Genomic DNA, 15,471 nt, shown 5'->3' on the forward strand with positions numbered 1-15,471 from the left:
CGCTCCGCCCGCGGCACCGCCCGTACCGGCCCGCGCCGCCGGCCCCCGGCACCGTCCGCCCCGGCCCCCCCGGCCGCCGGGCCCGCCGGCGCGGGGTCCGGGTCGGGGCGCCGCAAGGCCCGCCCCCCCGCCCCCCCCCCGGCGCAGGTACGCGTGGACCGAGTCCGGGTCGGCGCCGGGAACCTCCGCCTCGTACCCGGCGATGCCGACGAGGCGCAGGGCGGCGGCCCCGGCCACGGCGTCGGCGACGGCCCGGCAGTCCTCGTCGGTCCGCGCACCCGTCCGGGCGCCCTCGCCGGCGCCGAGCTCGACGACGACGTCGAGGACCTGGGACTGTCCCTGCAGGGCCCGGTCCATCAGCTGGACGCCGCGCACGGAGTCGACGTAGCAGACGAAGCGGAAGCCCGGGTCGGCGGCGAGCTCGGCGGCCACCCAGCGCAGTGCCGCCGGGTCGACGAGCTCGTTGGCCAGGAAGATCCGCTCGATGCCGAAGGCGCGGTAGACGCGGACCTGGTGGGGGACGGCGGCCGTGATGCCCCAGGCGCCGTGGTCGAGCTGGCGGCGGAAGAGCTGCGGCGCCATGCAGGTCTTGCCGTGCGGGGCGAAGGCCAGGTCGTGGCGGGCGGCGTACGCGCCGAGGGCGGTGAGGTTGTGCTCCAGCGCCTCGGCGTCGAGGGTCAGCACCGGCGTGGTGAACCCGCCGGTGTAGAGGTCGCGGCGCTCGGCGGCCAGGGCGCCGACCGTGAGGCCGAGGGAGGCGGCGTCCGGGGGAAGGCCCTTGAAGCGGTGGTCCACCGGTTCGGCCGCGAGGGCCTGTACGGGGTCACTGGGCATGTGCGGTGCCTCCCGGGGTCTTGCGCAGGGTGTTGCGACTGCTGCAACGGTCGTTGCGCATGGTGCTGCAAGCTGTCTAACATCCCGCATGACGGCGGGTCAACGTCCGCCCTGCCGTGGGGGACCGCGGCGGACCGGCGCGAGAGGACACGGCGTGAGTCAGTCGGTGGAGCGGGCCCTGCGGATCATGCCGCTGCTCGCGCGGGGTCCGGCGGGCCTCGGCGAGGTCGCCGAGGAGCTCGGCGTCCACAAGAGCACCGCCCTGCGCCTCCTGCGCACCCTCCACGCACACGGGTTCGTCTACCGCCAGCCCGACGGCCGCTACCGCCTGGGCGCCCAGCTGTTCGCGCTCGCCGCGGAGGCCGTGGAGAGCCTGGACGTCCGCAGCGTCGCCCACCCGCACCTCGTCGAACTCAACCGGCTCACCGGCCACACCGTGCACCTCGCCCTCCACCAGGACGACGAGGTCGTCTACATCGACAAGGTCGAGAGCCGCTACCCGGTCCGGATGTACTCCCGCATCGGCAGGCCCGTCCCGCTCACCGTCGCCGCCGTCGCGAAGCTGCTGCTCGCCGACCTCCCCGAGGCCGAGCGCCGCAGCCTCGCCGAGCGCATCGACTACCCCCGCCACACCGCCCGCTCCACCCCCGACGCGCAGGCCTTCCTGCGCGAGCTGGACCTCGTACGGGAGCAGGGCTGGGCCACCGACCTGGGCGGCCACGAGGAATCCGTCAACTGCCTCGGCGCGCCCGTGCACGGGCCGGACGGACGGGTCGCCGCCGCGCTGTCCGTCTCCGCGCCGAGCGTGGTCGTCACCGCCGAGGGGCTGCTCGAACTGCTGCCCCTCGTCCTGCGCACCGCCGACACCATCAGCCGCGAGTACTCCGGCTCCGTACGGAAGGACGACACCCCGTGACCGGGAAGACCGCCATCACGCCCGACACCCACACCACCCCGCCCGCACGCTTCTCGCACGGCGTGCGCAAGGGGAACATCCTCCAGGTGGCCGGCCAGGTCGGCTTCCTCCCGCACGGGGACGGCCGGGCGCCCGTCCCCGCCGGGCCGACGCTGCGCGAGCAGACCCTCCAGACCCTGGAGAACGTGCGCTCCGTCCTGGAGGCCGGCGGTGCGGGCTGGGACGACGTGATGATGATCCGGGTGTACCTCACCGACACCGGGCACTTCGCCGAGATGAACGACCTCTACGACGCCTATTTCGAGGAACAGGGACTGAAGGAGGCCCCGGCCGCCCGCACCACGGTCTACGTCGGGCTTCCCGCGGGCCTCCTCATCGAGATCGACGCCCTCGCCGTCCTCGGATAGCGGCAGGGGCGCCCCCCTGGCGGTGGGGCGCCCCCGGTGCGGCTCAGGGGGGTGTCAGGCGCAGTACTGCGCCTGCTTCCCGATCGAGCGGTACATGCAGTCCGCGTTCTCCAGCAGTTGCAGGACGGCGTCGCGGTTGCGCGTCGTCTCGCGGTCGATCACTTCGTCCGGCGGGTAGAAGCCGCCCCCGCCGCCCGTGTCGGACGGGTACATCTCGAAGGTGTAGGCGAAGACCTTCTGGTTGCCCCACAGCCAGTCGTCGATCGTCCCGTCCGTGATGTACAGGTCGCTCGACTGCTCCGGGGTGTAGCCGTTGCTGTTGGCCATGCTCGTGCCGATGGTCTTGTACACGGCGAGGTCGTCGGCCGTCATGCCCGGCGCCGTGTCGTTGTACGTCCACCCGAACGGCCACAGCACCAGCTCGCTGTACGTGTGGAAGTCGATGGCGGCGGTGATCTGCTGCTTGCCGCCGACCACCCGGCTGCGCACGAAGTCCGCGACCACCTTCACCTCGGGGGCGGACTCGCCGGCCGCGCCGCGGTAGGTCTCGGAGCTCTTGCTGCCGCTGGAGCCGCCGCAGCAGCCCCACTTGTAGTCCCAGTTGCGGTTCAGGTCGGTGCCGACGTACGAGGAGCCGGAATTCGGCTGCCTGTTCTTGCGCCAGGAGCGGTACGAGCCGGTGGCGATGTCGTACTCGCCGCCGTCCGGGTTGAGGTCCGGCACGATCCAGATCTCGCGGGCGTTGACCATGTTGGTGATCCGCGGGTCGCTGCCGTACTTGGAGCCGAACTCCTTGAGCAGGTACAGCGCCATTTCGACGGTCAGGTGCTCGCGGGCGTGCTGGTGGTGCGTGAAGAGCACCTCGGGCTCGTTCTCGTCGGTCGCGACGTTGTCACTGATCTTGATGGCGACGATGTCCCGGCCCTGGTACGACTTCCCGATCACCTTCTTGCTCATGATCGAGGGGTACTGGGCGATGCGCTGGTCGATCTCCGCGCTCGCCTCCGCGTAGTTGTGGTACATCGAGTCCTTGGACGGGAAGTCCATCGGGTTCGCCGCGACGCCCCGCTCGGAGCGGTCCGGCGGCCCGGGCAGGGCGCTCAGCGTGTAGCCGAGCGCCCGCAGCTGCCTGGCCTGCATGGGGTCGGCGCTGACGACGACCGAGCGGGCGTCGACCTCGTCGATCGAGACACCCGTGCGGAGCAGGGCCGTTCGCTCGGCGGCCGTGGCCGGGCCCTTGATCTCGTACTGGGTGACCGCCTCGTCCTGGGTGGCGGTCGAGGGGGTCGGCGGCGGGGCCGCCGTCGCGCTCATGCCGTAGGCGGGTGCGCCGAGCGCGAGAGCGAGCAGGGCCGCCGTGACGGCGGCCCTGCGTCGGGTGTGGAGCCGCATGCGTTCTCCTGGGTGGAGTGTGGGGGTAGCCGTGCGGACGCGCACAGCGTGCTCTTGTGGCATGTCCCGGTCAAGGACTGCAAACCGGCCAAAATCCCGGGACGGCCACCCCCACACGTACCGCCTAGGGCAGGCTGTGAACCTTCGGACCCACCGCGTTGGACCAAGCGCCACCCGCCTTGGCGTCCCAGTTGGTCGACCAGGTCATCGCGCCGCGCAGCCCCGGATACGTCCTCGACGGCTTGAAGGAACCGCAGTTCGTGCCCCTGGTCAGGCAGTCCAGCGCGTTGTTCACGACGGTGGGGGAGACGTACCCGCTGCCCGCGCCGCTCGGCGAGGCCGGCACGCCGATGCCCACCTGCGAGGGGTCGAGGCCGCCCTCCAGCTGGATGCAGGCCAGCGCGGTGAGGAAGTCCACCGAGCCCTGCGCGTAGACCTTGCCGTCGCAGCCGTTCATCGAGCCGCTGTTGTAGTACTGCATGTTGACGACGGTCAGGATGTCCTTGACGTTCAGAGCCGTCTTGAAGTAGCCGCCCGCCGTGGACTGCATGTCGATGGTCTGCGGCGCCATGGTGAGCACGAGCGAGGGGCCGGCCTTGGCGGACAGCGAGCGCAGCGCCTGCGTCATGTAGGTCGGGTTGAGGCCGTTCTCCAGGTCGATGTCGATGCCGCTGAAGCCGTACTCCTGCATCAGCGCGTACGCCGAGTCCGCCAGGTTGTTCGCGGAGGCCGGGTCGTTCACCGAGATGGTGCCCTTCTCGCCGCCGATGGAGAGGATCACGGACGTGCCGGCCGCCTTCTTGGCGGCGACGTCCGCCTTGAACTGCGCCACCGTGTAGCCGCCGAGGCCGGCCGAGTCGAGGGTGAAGGCGATGGCCCCGGGCGTGGCCGTGGCGTCGGCGAACGAGACGGCGATGATGTCGTACTGGGACGGGACGTCGGAGATCCTCTGGACGGTCGCGCCGTTGTTGAAGTTCTGCCAATAGCCCGTCAGGGCGTGCCGGGGCACCGAGGGGTTCGGGCCGGGGTTGCCGCCGCCGGTCGTCGTGCCGGTCACCGCCGCCGACTTCGGGCCCTCGCCCGCCGCGTTGTACGCGCTCACCTGGAAGGAGTACGAGGTGGCCGCGGCGAGCCCGGTGATCGGGGTGGGGGAGCCGGTCACGGTCTTGACGCGCACGCCGTCCTGATAGACGTGGTAGCCGGTGGCCCCGCTGACCGCGTTCCACGAAAGGGTGAGCCCGTTCGCGCTCTGGCCGGAAACGGCGGTCCCGGCCGGGGCGCCGGGGACGGACGGTCCGGGATCCGTGCCGCCGCCCCCGTCCGGGCCGAAGACGCTGAAGTCGTCGACGACGTACGGGGGCTGCCCGTACCAGCCGTGCGTCCACACCGTGACCTGGGTGGTGTTCGCCCCCGTCGTGAACGTGGTCGACAGCTGCTGCCAGCCGCCGCCCGATCCGGGGGTCCAGGTGGACGTGTCCTGCGTGCCGGTCCCCGTCACGCCGAGGTAGACGTACGAGCCCTGCACCTGCTCGCTGAGCGTGTACGCCGAGTTCGGCTTGACCGTGACGGTCTGACTGCACTGCGCGTTGTCCTGGCCCGACGGAGTGGCCCTGAGGGCGGCGGCCCCGGTGTGGACGGGAGAGGAGACGACGGCACCGCTCCCGGCGGTGCAGGTCCAGCCGGCGAGACCGGACTCGAAGCCTCCGTTGCGGGCGACGTTGATGTCGGCGGCCTGCGCGGTGCCGGCCGCGAGGGCGGTCAGCCCGCCTGCGGTCAGGGTGGCGGCGCCCAGGAGGGCGAGCGAGCGTATGCGGTTCACGTGGTCTCCGTGGGGGGAGAAGGGGATGTGAAAGGGGGTGGTGGAACACGTGGGCGAACGCCCGGGGCCAGGCGTGGGGGAAGCCCCGTCGACGGGTGCCGGCGTGCTGGCCCCAAGTTGGTCCAGACCAATCCCCCTGTCAAGGCTCTTTGCAATGTGGCTTGAATTGATTGGGCGTCCGATCCCGGTTGTCCGGTTTTCCCGCCACCTGTGACAGGGGCCTGCAGGACGGGAATCACCAAGGCCCTGCCCTGCCAGGGACGACGCGGATATGGTGCTGGGGCACGGGGGAAGGGCACCGATCGTTTGCGGTCGCGCAGGGGTGCGCGTACGCGACGACGGAGCCGACGTATGGGGCGTACGGGGTGAACAGGGGGATTCGCGTGCCGACCGCCATTGCCGTCACCAGCGCCGATCTGGTGCTGCCGGCCCCTGACCGGCACACACCGCCGGCCGTCGTCCTGCACCCGCCGGGACAGCTCGACCTGGCGGGCGCGCTCGCCGAGACGAGCGCCCTGCTGGAGCGCCACGGCCATCTCGTGGCCGTCGTACCGCCCTGGCTGCCGGCGGCGACCGTCCAGCGGCTGCACACGGTGCGGGCCATCCTCGAAACCGACCGGATCGCCCTCCTCGACATCGATCTGCCCCCGCTGGCCACGGCCCTGCTGGTCCGTCAGCTCCGCCAGCTCAGCGTCTGCGACTTCAGCCCCGGGGTCATCGCCTCCGCCGCCCGGCTGCTGTCCCACTACATCCACGCCGGAGCCCTGCTGGGCTCCGTCGCCAAACTGGACCGGGTGCCCGTCAGCCTGAAGGCGCACGCCCGCTCGTGGTCGCCGAACGCACAGTTCGCCGTCCTGGCCCACCCGGCCCCGCACCTGGTCAAACTGACCGGCTCCGGCGGAGCCCACGGCGGCCGGGCGCACGGCGGCCGGGCGCACGGCGGGCGGTCCCACGGTGGCGGAGCCCATGGTGGCGGAGCCCACGGCGGGGGCGCGCACGGCGGGGGCGCGCACGGCGGGAGTGCCGGGCTGCCGCCCGGCCCCGCGTTCGCCACCCACCTCACCTTCGCGCGCGGCCAGCTCGCCTCCGACTGGGTCGCGGCCGAACTCGCCCCCGCCTGGCGGGTCCAGGGCGTGATGGAGAACCCGCTCCCGGCCGACTCGTCCGCCTGGTGGGCCACGCCGAAACTCGTGGAGTTCGCCGCCGCCATCCCGGACCCCGCCGTGCTCTACCAGCTCGTCGCCTCCGTCCGGCGCGAGCAGTGCCACTGGTGCGGCCTCGAACTCATCGGCGACCGGTGCGGATTCTGCGCCGCGCCGCTGGCCGCACCGCCGCCGGCCGGGAACGGGGGCCGGACGACGCCCCCGGCCTTCTCCGGCGCCCCCGGACCAAGACACTGACCGCCCCGAACGATCGAAGAACGGCGAGGTAGTACGGCACATGAACTCACGCCAGCGCCGCGGCGTCATCCTGCTGCTCCTGTCGGTCCTGTGCGCCCTCGCGGCGTTCGGCGGGGTCCTCGTGGTGATCGGCGACGTCAATTCCAAGGTCGGGGCCGAGGTCGTCGCCTACCGCGCCAAGGGCGACATCGCGCCGTACAGCCCGCTGTCGCCGGGCCAGTTCGAGGAAGTCCCCATCCCCAAGCGCTGGCTGTCCGACACCGCCGTCACCGACCTCGGCCAGCTCAAGGACAAGATCACGCTCACCACCCTGCGCAAGGGATCGCTGCTCCAGGCGGGCATGTTCGTCGACAAGCCGCAGCTCCAGCCCGGGGAGCAGGAGATCGCCATCATGATCGACGCGGCGACCGGTGTGGCCGGGAAGATCTACTCCGGAGCCAAGGTCAACATCATCGCCACCTTCAAGGGCGCCAAGGACACCGAGCCCTCGCGCTCGGTGATCATCGTGGCCAACGCCCGCGTCCTGAACGTCGGCAAGCTCACCGCGCTCGACAAGGACAGCGACAAGAAGGGCCCCGCCGAGGCGGTCCCGATCACCTTCGCCCTGAACACCAAGGACACCCAGCGCGTCGCCTACGCCGAGTCCTTCGCGGAGCACGTACGCCTGGCCCTGGTGGCCCCCGGTACCGACTCCGCGCCCGGAGCGGGCGACCGCACGTACACCCTCGACGGGGACAAGTGAGGCCCGGATGACCACCCGAATCCTCCCCGCGGCCGGCGACCCGGACGCCGCCCGCGCCATCTCCACCCTCCTCAGCCAGCTCCCGGCCGCCGAGCCGGGCGCCCCGGTCCCCGACTCCACCTCGCTCCTGGACACCCTGGGGCGGCTGGCCGCCGAGTCCATCGACGAACTGCCCGAGGTGGTCCTCGTCCACGAGCGGATCGGCCCGGTGCCCGCCCTCGACCTCATCCGCGAGGTCGCGCTCCGCTTCCCGGCGGTGGGTGTGGTGCTGGTGTCCTCGGACGCCGGCCCGGCGCTGTTCTCGGCCGCCATGGACTCCGGGGCGCGCGGTCTGATCGGGCTGCCGCTCGCGTACGAGGAACTCGCCGCCCGCGTCCAGGCCGCCGCCCAGTGGTCCGTGGGGGTACGCCGCCACCTGGGCCGCGGAGCCGACGTGTTCGCCGGCACCGGCGGCAAGGTGGTCACGGTCACCGGAGCCAAGGGCGGCGTCGGCACCACCTTCACCGCCGTGCAGTTCGCGCTCGCCGCGGCCGCCTCGGGACGGCGCACCGCCCTGGTCGACATGGACCTCCAGGCCGGCGACGTCGGCTCGTACCTCGACGTGCAGTTCCGCCGCTCCATCGCCGACCTCGCCGGCATCCAGGACATCTCGCCGCGGGTGCTCCAGGACGCCGTCTACGACGACCGGACCGGGCTGGCACTGCTGCTGGCCCCGGCCGACGGCGAACGCGGCGAGGAGGTCGACGAACGCGCCGCCCGGCACATCGTCGCCGCCCTGCGCAGCCGGTACGAGCTCGTCGTCATCGACTGCGGCACCCAGGTCACCGGCGCGAACGCGGCGGCGGTGGAATCGGCGGACGTGGCCGTCCTGGTCACCACCCCCGACGTGGTCTGCGTCCGGGCCGCCAAGCGCCTGGTCCGGATGTGGGAACGGCTCCAGGTCCGCAAGGCGGAGGACACCGCCATGGTGGTCAACCGCTGGAGCAAGCACACGGAGATCCAGCCCGCGCTGATCGAGAAGATCACCAAGACCCGGGCCACCCGGACCCCGGTCCCGGCCGCCTTCAAGGAGCTCCAGGCGGTGGTCGACGCGGGCCGGGTGCAGGACCTCGACAACCGCTCCAGCGTCAAGCAGGCGCTGTGGACGCTGGCCGGCGAACTCGGCCTGCTGACACCTGCGGCCACGGCGGAACCCGAGGCCGCCGGCTCGGGGACCCCGGGCGCGGCCCTCGCCGTACGGGCTCCCGGAGCGGTGGCCCGCGCGGCCGGCCCCTGGCTGCGCCGCGGCCGGGAGGGCTGACGGATGCCCGCGCGCAGACCCGTCCGGGGCGCGGCCCGGGGTGACCGCGGCCAGGTGGCGGTCGAGTTCGTCGGCATGGTGCCGCTGATCCTGCTGCTCGTGGCCGCGGTGTGGGAGTGCGTGCTGATCGGGTACGCGTTCTCCCTGGCGGGCAACGCGGCGGACGAGGCGGCCCGGGCGGGGGCCGTCCACGGCGGCGGGGCCTGCGAGAGCGCCGCGGGCAAGCACATCGGCGGCGCGTGGGGCATGACGGCCTCGTGCGGTGCGTCCGGCGACGTCTACAAGGCGAGGGTCACGCTCAAGATCCCCGTCCTCTACCCCGGCCTGAACTTCGGCGGGATCACGGGCACGGGCGGCGCGGCGATGGAAAAGGAGGCGGGCTGACATGGGACACCGGCGGCGCATCCGCTCCGACGCCCGGGCCCGGGACGACCGGGGCCGGGACCGGCTTCAGGGCCGTGACCGGATTCGGGGCGGGGACCGGATTCAGGGCCGGGACCGGGGTCAAGTGGCCCTGGAGTACATCGGGTTCATCCCCGTCCTGCTGTTCGTCGCGCTGTGCGGGATCCAGCTCGGCTGGGTCGGCTACGTCCACCAGCAGGCCGAGACCGCCGCCCGCACCGCCGCACGCGTGGAGGCCCGCAACCCGGGCTCCGGGGCGGCGGCGGGGACGGCCGCCGTCAGCTCCGGCCTCGACCCCAGCGTCAAGATCTCCAAGGGCCCCGACGCGGTCACCGCGAGGGTCTCGATCCCGATCAAGTCCATCGTGCCCGGCCTGTCCATCGACCCGGCCACGGCCACTGCCGTCATGCCCGACGACGACCCGAGCGGAGCCCGTCCATGAGCCTGCGTTCCCGGGTCAACACCCCCGACGACCGGCACGGTCCCCGCGAGGACGGCCGGCTGGTCTCCGCGTACCGGGCCAAACTGCTGGAGGAGATCGACCTCGCCGAGATGTCGGCGCTCGCCCCCGCCGAGCGGCGGGCCCGGCTGGAGCGCGTCCTCGGGCACATCATCAGCCGCGAGGGCCCGGTCCTGTCCACCGTCGAGCGGGCGCAGCTGATCCGCCGGGTCGTGGACGAGGCGCTCGGCCTCGGCGTGCTCGAACCGCTCCTCGAAGACGCCTCGATCTCCGAGATCATGGTCAACGGCCCGGACCAGATCTTCGTCGAACGGGCCGGCCGGGTGGAACAGCTGCCCCTGCGCTTCGCCTCGCACGACCAGCTGATGCAGACCATCGAGCGGATCGTCTCCACCGTCAACCGCCGTGTCGACGAGGCCAATCCGATGGTCGACGCCCGCCTGCCCAGCGGCGAACGCGTCAACGTGATCATCCCGCCGCTGTCCCTGACCGGGGCCACCCTCACGATCCGGCGCTTCCCGCGCGCGTTCACCCTGCACGAGATGATCGGCCTCGGCTCGCTGGACGAACAGATGCTCCTGCTGCTGTCCGGCCTGGTCCAGGCGAAGATGAACGTCATCGTGTCGGGCGCCACCGGCACCGGGAAGACCACCCTCCTCAACGCCCTCTCCGGACTGATCCCGGAGGGCGAGCGGATCATCACCATCGAGGACTCGGCGGAACTCCAGCTCCAGCAGGCGCACGTCATCCGCCTCGAATCCCGCCCGGCGAACGTGGAGGGCAAGGGCCGGATCACCATCCGCGACCTCGTACGCAACTCCCTGCGCATGCGCCCCGACCGCATCATCGTCGGCGAGGTCCGCGGCGGCGAGACCCTCGACATGCTCCAGGCGATGTCGACCGGCCACGACGGCTCCCTGGCCACCGTCCACGCGAACAGCGCCGAGGACGCCCTGATGCGCCTGCAGACCCTCGCCTCGATGTCCGAGGTGGAAGTCCCCTTCGAAGCCCTCCAGGACCAGATCAACAGCGCGGTGAACGTGGTCGTCCAGCTGACCCGCTTCGGCGACGGCTCGCGCCGCGTCACCGAGATCTCCATCCTCGACTCGCACGGCCGGGAACCCTTCCGCATCACCACCGTCTGCCGGTTCGCCGCCCAGCCCATGGGCCCCGACGGCCGCGTCCACGGCCGCTTCGAGTACTTCCCGCTGCCCCGCCGGATCGCGGACCGCCTCTACATGAACAACCAGCCGATCCCGCAGGCCTTCGGGGTCGCCCTGTCCGACGACCGGCTCGCCACCCGCATCACCCGGACCGCCCCGTGAACCCATTCGTCCTCCTCACCCTCGGCGCCACGCTGCTGGCCGGCGTCCTCGTGATCGCCGGCGCCCACGCCTACGCCGCCGGCCGCGCCCAGCGCGCCGCGCTCATCGAACGCCTCGCCACGGACGGAGCGCCGCCGCCGGCGGGCCGCAGGCGCCGCTTCCCCGGCGTGGACCGGCGCCTGCGCAAGACCGCGCTCGGCAAGCGGATCGAGGTGAAGCTGGCCGTGACCGGCCTCGACCTCACCCCCGGCGAGTTCTTCGTCTACATGCTGATGTCGGTCGCCGGCGTGTGGCTCGTCGCGGCCAGCTTCCTGGCGCCGTTCTTCGGCCCGGTGGCCGGCCTGATCGGCCTGTGGGCGGCCGACGCCTTCCTCAACTGGCAGCGGGCCCGGCGCACCGAGCGCTTCATCAACCAGCTCCCCGAACTCGCCCGCATCCTCGCCAACGCCACCCAGGCCGGACTGGCCCTGCGGACGGCCATCGCCATAGCGGCCGAGGAACTGGAGGCACCGGCCGGCGAGGAGCTCGCGCGCGTCGCCGACCGCCTCGCCGTCGGCCACTCCATCGAGGAGTCGCTCGGCGAGATCGCGCAACGGCTGCCGTCCCGGGAGCTGGTCGTCCTCGTCTCCACCCTCGTCCTGTCCGCGCGGGCGGGCGGCGCGCTCGTCGGCAGCCTGCGCAACCTGACCGTGACGCTGGAGCAGCGCAAGGAGACGCGGCGCGAGATCCGCACCCAGCTGTCCCAGGTCACCGTGACGGCCTACCTCGTACCGGCCATCGGGCTCGGCTCGCTGCTGCTGGTCAACATGATGATGCCGGGCGCGCTGGACCGGATGACCGGCGCGTTCATCGGCCAGACGGCGGTACTGGTGGCGATCGGGCTCTTCACCCTGGGATTCGTCCTGATCCGCCGCCTCTCGAAGATCGACGTGTGAGGGGGCGACGGACATGACCGCTCTGCTGCTGGCCCTGCTGCTGGGGGTGTCGGTGTTCGGCGTCTTCCACGGCATCCGCCTCTACCGCGCCGACACCAGACTGCCGAGCGACCTCGCGCTCGCCCTGGAGGTCGGAGCCACCCGTACGACCGCCGTCGGCTCGGCCGTCGACCGGCTCGGCATCCGCTGGGCGCCGCTGGTCCTGCGCCTCATGGGCCCGAACCGGGTCGCCCGCAAGCGCCGCCAGATCGACATGGCGGGCAACCCGGCCGGCCTGACCATCGACCGGTACGCCGCACGCCGCGCGGTCTACGGATTCCTCGGCGCCCTCGGCGCCTTCTCGATGCTGATCAACGGGCAGCTCGTACCCGCGCTGCTGATGGTCGCCTTCGGCCTCTTCTGGATCGAGGTCGGCCTCTGGTCGGCGATCCGGGTCCGCCGCGACCACATCGAGCGGACCCTGCCGGACTTCCTCGACGTGCTGGCGGTCGTGGTGAGCGCCGGGCTCGGCTTCCGGCAGGCGCTGGAACGGGTCGCCGCCAAGTACGAGGGCCCCTGGTCCGACGAGGTCCGCATCACCCTCCAGCAGATGGACATGGGCGTCAGCCGCCGCCAGGCCTTCGACGAACTGCGCCGGCGCAACGACTCCGAGCAGGTCGCGCAGTTCGTGACCGCGCTCCAGCAGGGCGAGGAGCTGGGCTCGCCGATCGTCGAAACGCTGATCGCGATCGCCGAGGACATGCGCCGCACGGACGCCCAGAACGCCCGGCGGCGAGCGGCCCGGGCCGTCCCCAAAGCCACCTTCGCGGTCACGATGTTCATGCTGCCCGGCACGCTGATCCTGCTCGTGTGCGGCTTCGTGTACGGCGCCGACGTCGACTTCGGCGCGATGCTCGGAGGCGGATGAGCCATGGCCGTCCTCCACGTCCGGGCCGCCCTGCCCGTGGGACGCTCCCCACGCGGCCGGCGGACCACACCCTCCCTCACCCTCCAGACCAACGCCCTCCAGGCCCTGTGCCGCCGCGTCTTCGCGTTCCGGATGGTGATGATCGCCCTGGGCGCGCCGCTCGCCCTGGGCCGCACGGCCCGCGGCGGGCCCACGTACCTCGTGGCCGGCGCGATCCTGCTCACCTTCATGCTCTCGTACGTACTCTTCCGCGACTGGCAGCGCTTCGGCCCGCTGCTGCTGCGCCACCGCTGGCTGCTGGCCCCCGACCTCGCCTGCTGCGGGCTGCTGCTGGTCACGGCGACCCCGCGATCGCCCCTCGGCTTCGCCGTGCTCTGTACGCCCCTGCTGGCCGGGCTGGTCCACGGATGGCGCGGCTCGGCGCTCTACGCGGCCCTGGCCGCGGTCGCGGTCGCCGCCCTCGCCGGCGGACCGACCCTGCCCGCGCTGTGCCTCCTGGCGGGCGCGGCCGGAGCCTCGCTGCGGGACCTCCTCTTCCGCTTCGGCTCGGCGAGCCAGGCCCTGACGGAGACCCGGGCCCGGCTGGCGGTCGCCGAGGCGGTCCGCGCCGAACGGGACCACCTGGCCCGCGAGATGCACGACTCGGTGTCCAAGACCCTGCACGGCCTGGCCCTGACGGCGGACGCCCTCGCCCGCACCACCGACCCGGCGGCCCTGCGCCGGCAGGCCGACCTGCTGTCCGGCGCGGCCCGCCGGGCGGCGGCGGAATCCCGCGCACTGCTGACCGGCCTGCGCAGCGAGGCCGAGGCCCCCGGGGTCTGCCTCCTGGGCGAGCTGCGCCGTGCCGCGGATGCGGCGGGTGCGGAACTGCGCACGTCGGGGGCGCTCCCGCCGCTCCCCGCCCCGGTGGCGCACCACCTGCTCGCGGTCGCCTCGGAGGCCCTGGAGAACGCCCGCCGGCACGCGGGAGCCACCCGCGTCACGGTCTCGGCAGCCGCGGACACCACCGGGCTCACCCTCGGCATCGAGGACGACGGCCGAGGCCTCCCCCCGGACGCCCTGCACCGCAACGGCCGCTTCGGGCTGCTCGGCATCACGGAACGCGCGGCGGCCATCGGCGCCCGCGTCCACGTCGGAGCCCGCCTGGACGGCCCCGGCACCCTCGTCCGCCTGGACCTCCCGCTGGCGGCCCTCACGGGGGAGGACGGCCCGTGACCGCGCTCCGCGTCCTGATCGCGGACGACAACCCGGTGGTACGGGCGGGCCTGGCGTCCCTCCTGGCAACGGCGCAGGACATGGAGGTCGTGGCCCAGGCGGCCGACGGCCACGAGGCCCTGAGCCTGACCCGGCGGCACGCCCCCGACGTGATCCTGCTGGACGTCCGCATGCCGGGCGTCGACGGCATCTCGGCCCTGCCGCACCTCGTACAGCTGGCGCCCGTAATGATGCTGACGTACAGCCAGGAGGCGGACATCGTCCGCGAGGCGCTGCTCCTGGGCGCGGGCGGCTACCTGGTCCACGGCGAATTCACGCCGGAGGACCTGGTCCGCGCGGTCCGCGACGTCCGCGAGGGCCGGGCCCACTTCACGACGACGGCGGCGAGCGCACTCCTCGCGAACCTCCGCACCTCTTCGCAACCGCAACGAAATGTGGCACGCTCTTCCGAGAGGCTTCACAACTCGGTTCTCTTCGGCCTGAGTTCGAGGGAGGTGGAGATCATGGATCTGATCGCGTCCGGGATGAGCAACCAGCAGATCGCGGCCACCTGCTTCATCAGCGAGAAGACGGTCAAGAACCACATCAACCGCATCTTCGCGAAGCTCCAGAGCACGAGCCGCAGCGAGGCGATAGCCCGCTGGCTGGGAACGGCCCGTCCGGGGGTGTCCGGCCATGGGTAGACGGAGTGCGCAGTGGGTCCGTAATTGGGCCCCGGGACCCTTGGTTATCACCGGTGACTCCCCGTACGGTCCGCAAACCAACAGCGGCACCGGCCCGGGAGGGAACCCCCATGTTGCAGAACACCCTGGCAAGGATCCGAACCCGCTACACCCGAACCACCCCCGACCGCGGCCAGACGGCCTTCGAATACCTGGGCATCATCCTGGTGGTGGTGGTGATCATCGGCGCCATCATCGGCACGGGCATCGGCCAGGCCATCACCACGAAAATCACGGGTGCAGTCGCGAGTATCACCGCGGGGAAGTGAGCCGACGCGGGCTTCGGGACGATCGCGGGCAGGCATTCCCGATCTACGCGGTCGCGGTGGTCGGCCTGCTCTTCGCGGCTTTGGCCTTCTTCGTCGTGGGTCAGGCGGGCGTTACACGCAGCAATGCGCAAGGAGCCGCTGACGCAGCGGCCCTTGCCGCTGCCGGCGAAGCCAGGGACAGCGCCTTTCTGGGGCTCGACTTGCTCGGCCTCAAGCCCGCCGACTGGGAGAAGCTCGTCGATGGTGACCTTCTCACCGGGAACGGGGCGTGCCAAAAGGCCGACGAGTTCGCCGCCCTGAACGACGCCACGGCGGAGTGCGCAGCAGCGATCCCCGGGGGGGGGGCGGGGGGGGGGGTGAGCAGGGGAGCGGCGGGGTCTGGGTGTGCGCGCGGGGCCGGAGAGAAACACAACGGCTGCGCCACAA

The 15,471-nt window shown here is 72.4% G+C and carries 17 protein-coding genes; 14 read left to right on the forward strand and 3 right to left on the reverse strand.

The window, feature by feature from the left end; translation table 11 throughout:
• Positions 1-834 (reverse strand): alanine racemase (locus ACFXA3_RS04060; protein WP_385181584.1); only part of this gene is annotated, 834 nt, incomplete at its 3' end.
• A 154-nt stretch (positions 835-988) separates the two neighbouring features.
• Here ACFXA3_RS04060 and ACFXA3_RS04065 point away from each other — a divergent pair.
• Both ACFXA3_RS04065 and ACFXA3_RS04070 read left to right on the forward strand, forming a co-directional pair.
• Entirely contained in the window at positions 989-1,750 is a 762-nt protein-coding gene (locus tag ACFXA3_RS04065) for an IclR family transcriptional regulator (RefSeq protein ID WP_385181586.1), read from the forward strand.
• Positions 1,747-2,157, forward strand: a complete 411-nt coding sequence (locus tag ACFXA3_RS04070) for a RidA family protein (RefSeq protein WP_385181588.1) — start codon at positions 1,747-1,749, stop codon at positions 2,155-2,157. Before ACFXA3_RS04065 ends, ACFXA3_RS04070 begins: the two co-directional genes overlap by 4 nt.
• Positions 2,158-2,211: 54 nt before the next feature.
• On the opposite strand, the gene ACFXA3_RS04075 is transcribed toward ACFXA3_RS04070, so the two are convergent.
• Both ACFXA3_RS04075 and ACFXA3_RS04080 read right to left on the reverse strand, forming a co-directional pair.
• Positions 2,212-3,549, reverse strand: coding sequence for a M14 family metallopeptidase (locus tag ACFXA3_RS04075; RefSeq protein WP_385181591.1), 1,338 nt, complete (start codon positions 3,547-3,549; stop codon positions 2,212-2,214).
• Between the two features lie 124 nt (positions 3,550-3,673).
• Positions 3,674-5,368 carry a chitinase gene (locus ACFXA3_RS04080; protein ID WP_385181594.1) on the reverse strand — a complete coding sequence of 565 codons (1,695 nt, stop codon included), beginning with the start codon at positions 5,366-5,368 and terminating at the stop codon, positions 3,674-3,676.
• 383 nt (positions 5,369-5,751) lie between these two features.
• Between ACFXA3_RS04080 and ACFXA3_RS04085 the strand changes: the two genes are divergently transcribed.
• The 12 genes from ACFXA3_RS04085 to ACFXA3_RS04140 all read left to right on the forward strand — a co-directional run.
• The gene (locus ACFXA3_RS04085; protein WP_385181597.1) at positions 5,752-6,768 is read left to right on the forward strand and encodes a hypothetical protein; all 1,017 of its coding nucleotides are present in this window, start codon (positions 5,752-5,754) and stop codon (positions 6,766-6,768) included.
• Between the two features lie 40 nt (positions 6,769-6,808).
• Positions 6,809-7,510 carry a Flp pilus assembly protein CpaB gene (gene cpaB, locus ACFXA3_RS04090; RefSeq protein WP_385181599.1) on the forward strand — a complete coding sequence of 234 codons (702 nt, stop codon included), beginning with the start codon at positions 6,809-6,811 and terminating at the stop codon, positions 7,508-7,510.
• Positions 7,511-7,517: 7 nt separating this feature from the next.
• Positions 7,518-8,810, forward strand: coding sequence for a CpaE family protein (locus ACFXA3_RS04095; RefSeq protein WP_385181602.1), 1,293 nt, complete (start codon positions 7,518-7,520; stop codon positions 8,808-8,810).
• Positions 8,811-8,813: 3 nt separating this feature from the next.
• The gene (locus tag ACFXA3_RS04100) at positions 8,814-9,194 is read left to right on the forward strand and encodes a TadE/TadG family type IV pilus assembly protein (RefSeq protein WP_385181605.1); all 381 of its coding nucleotides are present in this window, start codon (positions 8,814-8,816) and stop codon (positions 9,192-9,194) included.
• A 1-nt stretch (position 9,195) separates the two neighbouring features.
• Complete coding sequence (locus ACFXA3_RS04105; protein ID WP_385181608.1) at positions 9,196-9,654, forward strand: TadE/TadG family type IV pilus assembly protein; 459 nt, start codon at positions 9,196-9,198, stop codon at positions 9,652-9,654.
• Positions 9,651-10,997, forward strand: a complete 1,347-nt coding sequence (locus ACFXA3_RS04110; protein WP_385181611.1) for a CpaF family protein — start codon at positions 9,651-9,653, stop codon at positions 10,995-10,997. Before ACFXA3_RS04105 ends, ACFXA3_RS04110 begins: the two co-directional genes overlap by 4 nt.
• Positions 10,994-11,932, forward strand: coding sequence for a type II secretion system F family protein (locus ACFXA3_RS04115; protein WP_385181614.1), 939 nt, complete (start codon positions 10,994-10,996; stop codon positions 11,930-11,932). The genes ACFXA3_RS04110 and ACFXA3_RS04115 overlap by 4 nt, the downstream gene beginning before the upstream one ends.
• Positions 11,933-11,945: 13 nt before the next feature.
• On the forward strand, positions 11,946-12,839 hold the full coding sequence (locus ACFXA3_RS04120) for a DUF5936 domain-containing protein (RefSeq protein ID WP_385181617.1): 894 nt from the start codon (positions 11,946-11,948) through the stop codon (positions 12,837-12,839).
• Positions 12,840-12,842: 3 nt separating this feature from the next.
• Positions 12,843-14,054, forward strand: coding sequence for a sensor histidine kinase (locus ACFXA3_RS04125; protein WP_385181620.1), 1,212 nt, complete (start codon positions 12,843-12,845; stop codon positions 14,052-14,054).
• Complete coding sequence (locus ACFXA3_RS04130; protein WP_385181622.1) at positions 14,051-14,737, forward strand: response regulator; 687 nt, start codon at positions 14,051-14,053, stop codon at positions 14,735-14,737. The genes ACFXA3_RS04125 and ACFXA3_RS04130 overlap by 4 nt, the downstream gene beginning before the upstream one ends.
• Positions 14,738-14,847: 110 nt before the next feature.
• Entirely contained in the window at positions 14,848-15,045 is a 198-nt protein-coding gene (locus tag ACFXA3_RS04135; protein ID WP_385181625.1) for a hypothetical protein, read from the forward strand.
• The coding region (locus ACFXA3_RS04140) for a pilus assembly protein TadG-related protein (protein WP_385181627.1) at positions 15,042-15,471 on the forward strand (430 nt) is incomplete at its 3' end. The genes ACFXA3_RS04135 and ACFXA3_RS04140, both read left to right, overlap by 4 nt.

This window comes from Streptomyces sp. NPDC059456 (genome assembly GCF_042750055.1).
In the GTDB taxonomy this organism is placed as follows: Bacteria; Actinomycetota; Actinomycetes; order Streptomycetales; family Streptomycetaceae; genus Streptomyces.

Excerpts from the sequence above, each read along its gene's own strand:
- ACFXA3_RS04075 (WP_385181591.1), bottom strand. The coding sequence starts at position 3,549 with ATGCGGCTCCACACCCGACGCAGGGCCGCCGTCACGGCGGCCCTGCTC.
- ACFXA3_RS04100 (WP_385181605.1), top strand. The coding sequence starts at position 8,814 with ATGCCCGCGCGCAGACCCGTCCGGGGCGCGGCCCGGGGTGACCGCGGC.
- cpaB (WP_385181599.1), top strand. The coding sequence starts at position 6,809 with ATGAACTCACGCCAGCGCCGCGGCGTCATCCTGCTGCTCCTGTCGGTC.
- ACFXA3_RS04110 (WP_385181611.1), top strand. The coding sequence starts at position 9,651 with ATGAGCCTGCGTTCCCGGGTCAACACCCCCGACGACCGGCACGGTCCC.
- ACFXA3_RS04135 (WP_385181625.1), top strand. The coding sequence starts at position 14,848 with ATGTTGCAGAACACCCTGGCAAGGATCCGAACCCGCTACACCCGAACC.
- ACFXA3_RS04095 (WP_385181602.1), top strand. The coding sequence starts at position 7,518 with ATGACCACCCGAATCCTCCCCGCGGCCGGCGACCCGGACGCCGCCCGC.
- ACFXA3_RS04105 (WP_385181608.1), top strand. The coding sequence starts at position 9,196 with ATGGGACACCGGCGGCGCATCCGCTCCGACGCCCGGGCCCGGGACGAC.
- ACFXA3_RS04120 (WP_385181617.1), top strand. The coding sequence starts at position 11,946 with ATGACCGCTCTGCTGCTGGCCCTGCTGCTGGGGGTGTCGGTGTTCGGC.
- ACFXA3_RS04125 (WP_385181620.1), top strand. The coding sequence starts at position 12,843 with ATGGCCGTCCTCCACGTCCGGGCCGCCCTGCCCGTGGGACGCTCCCCA.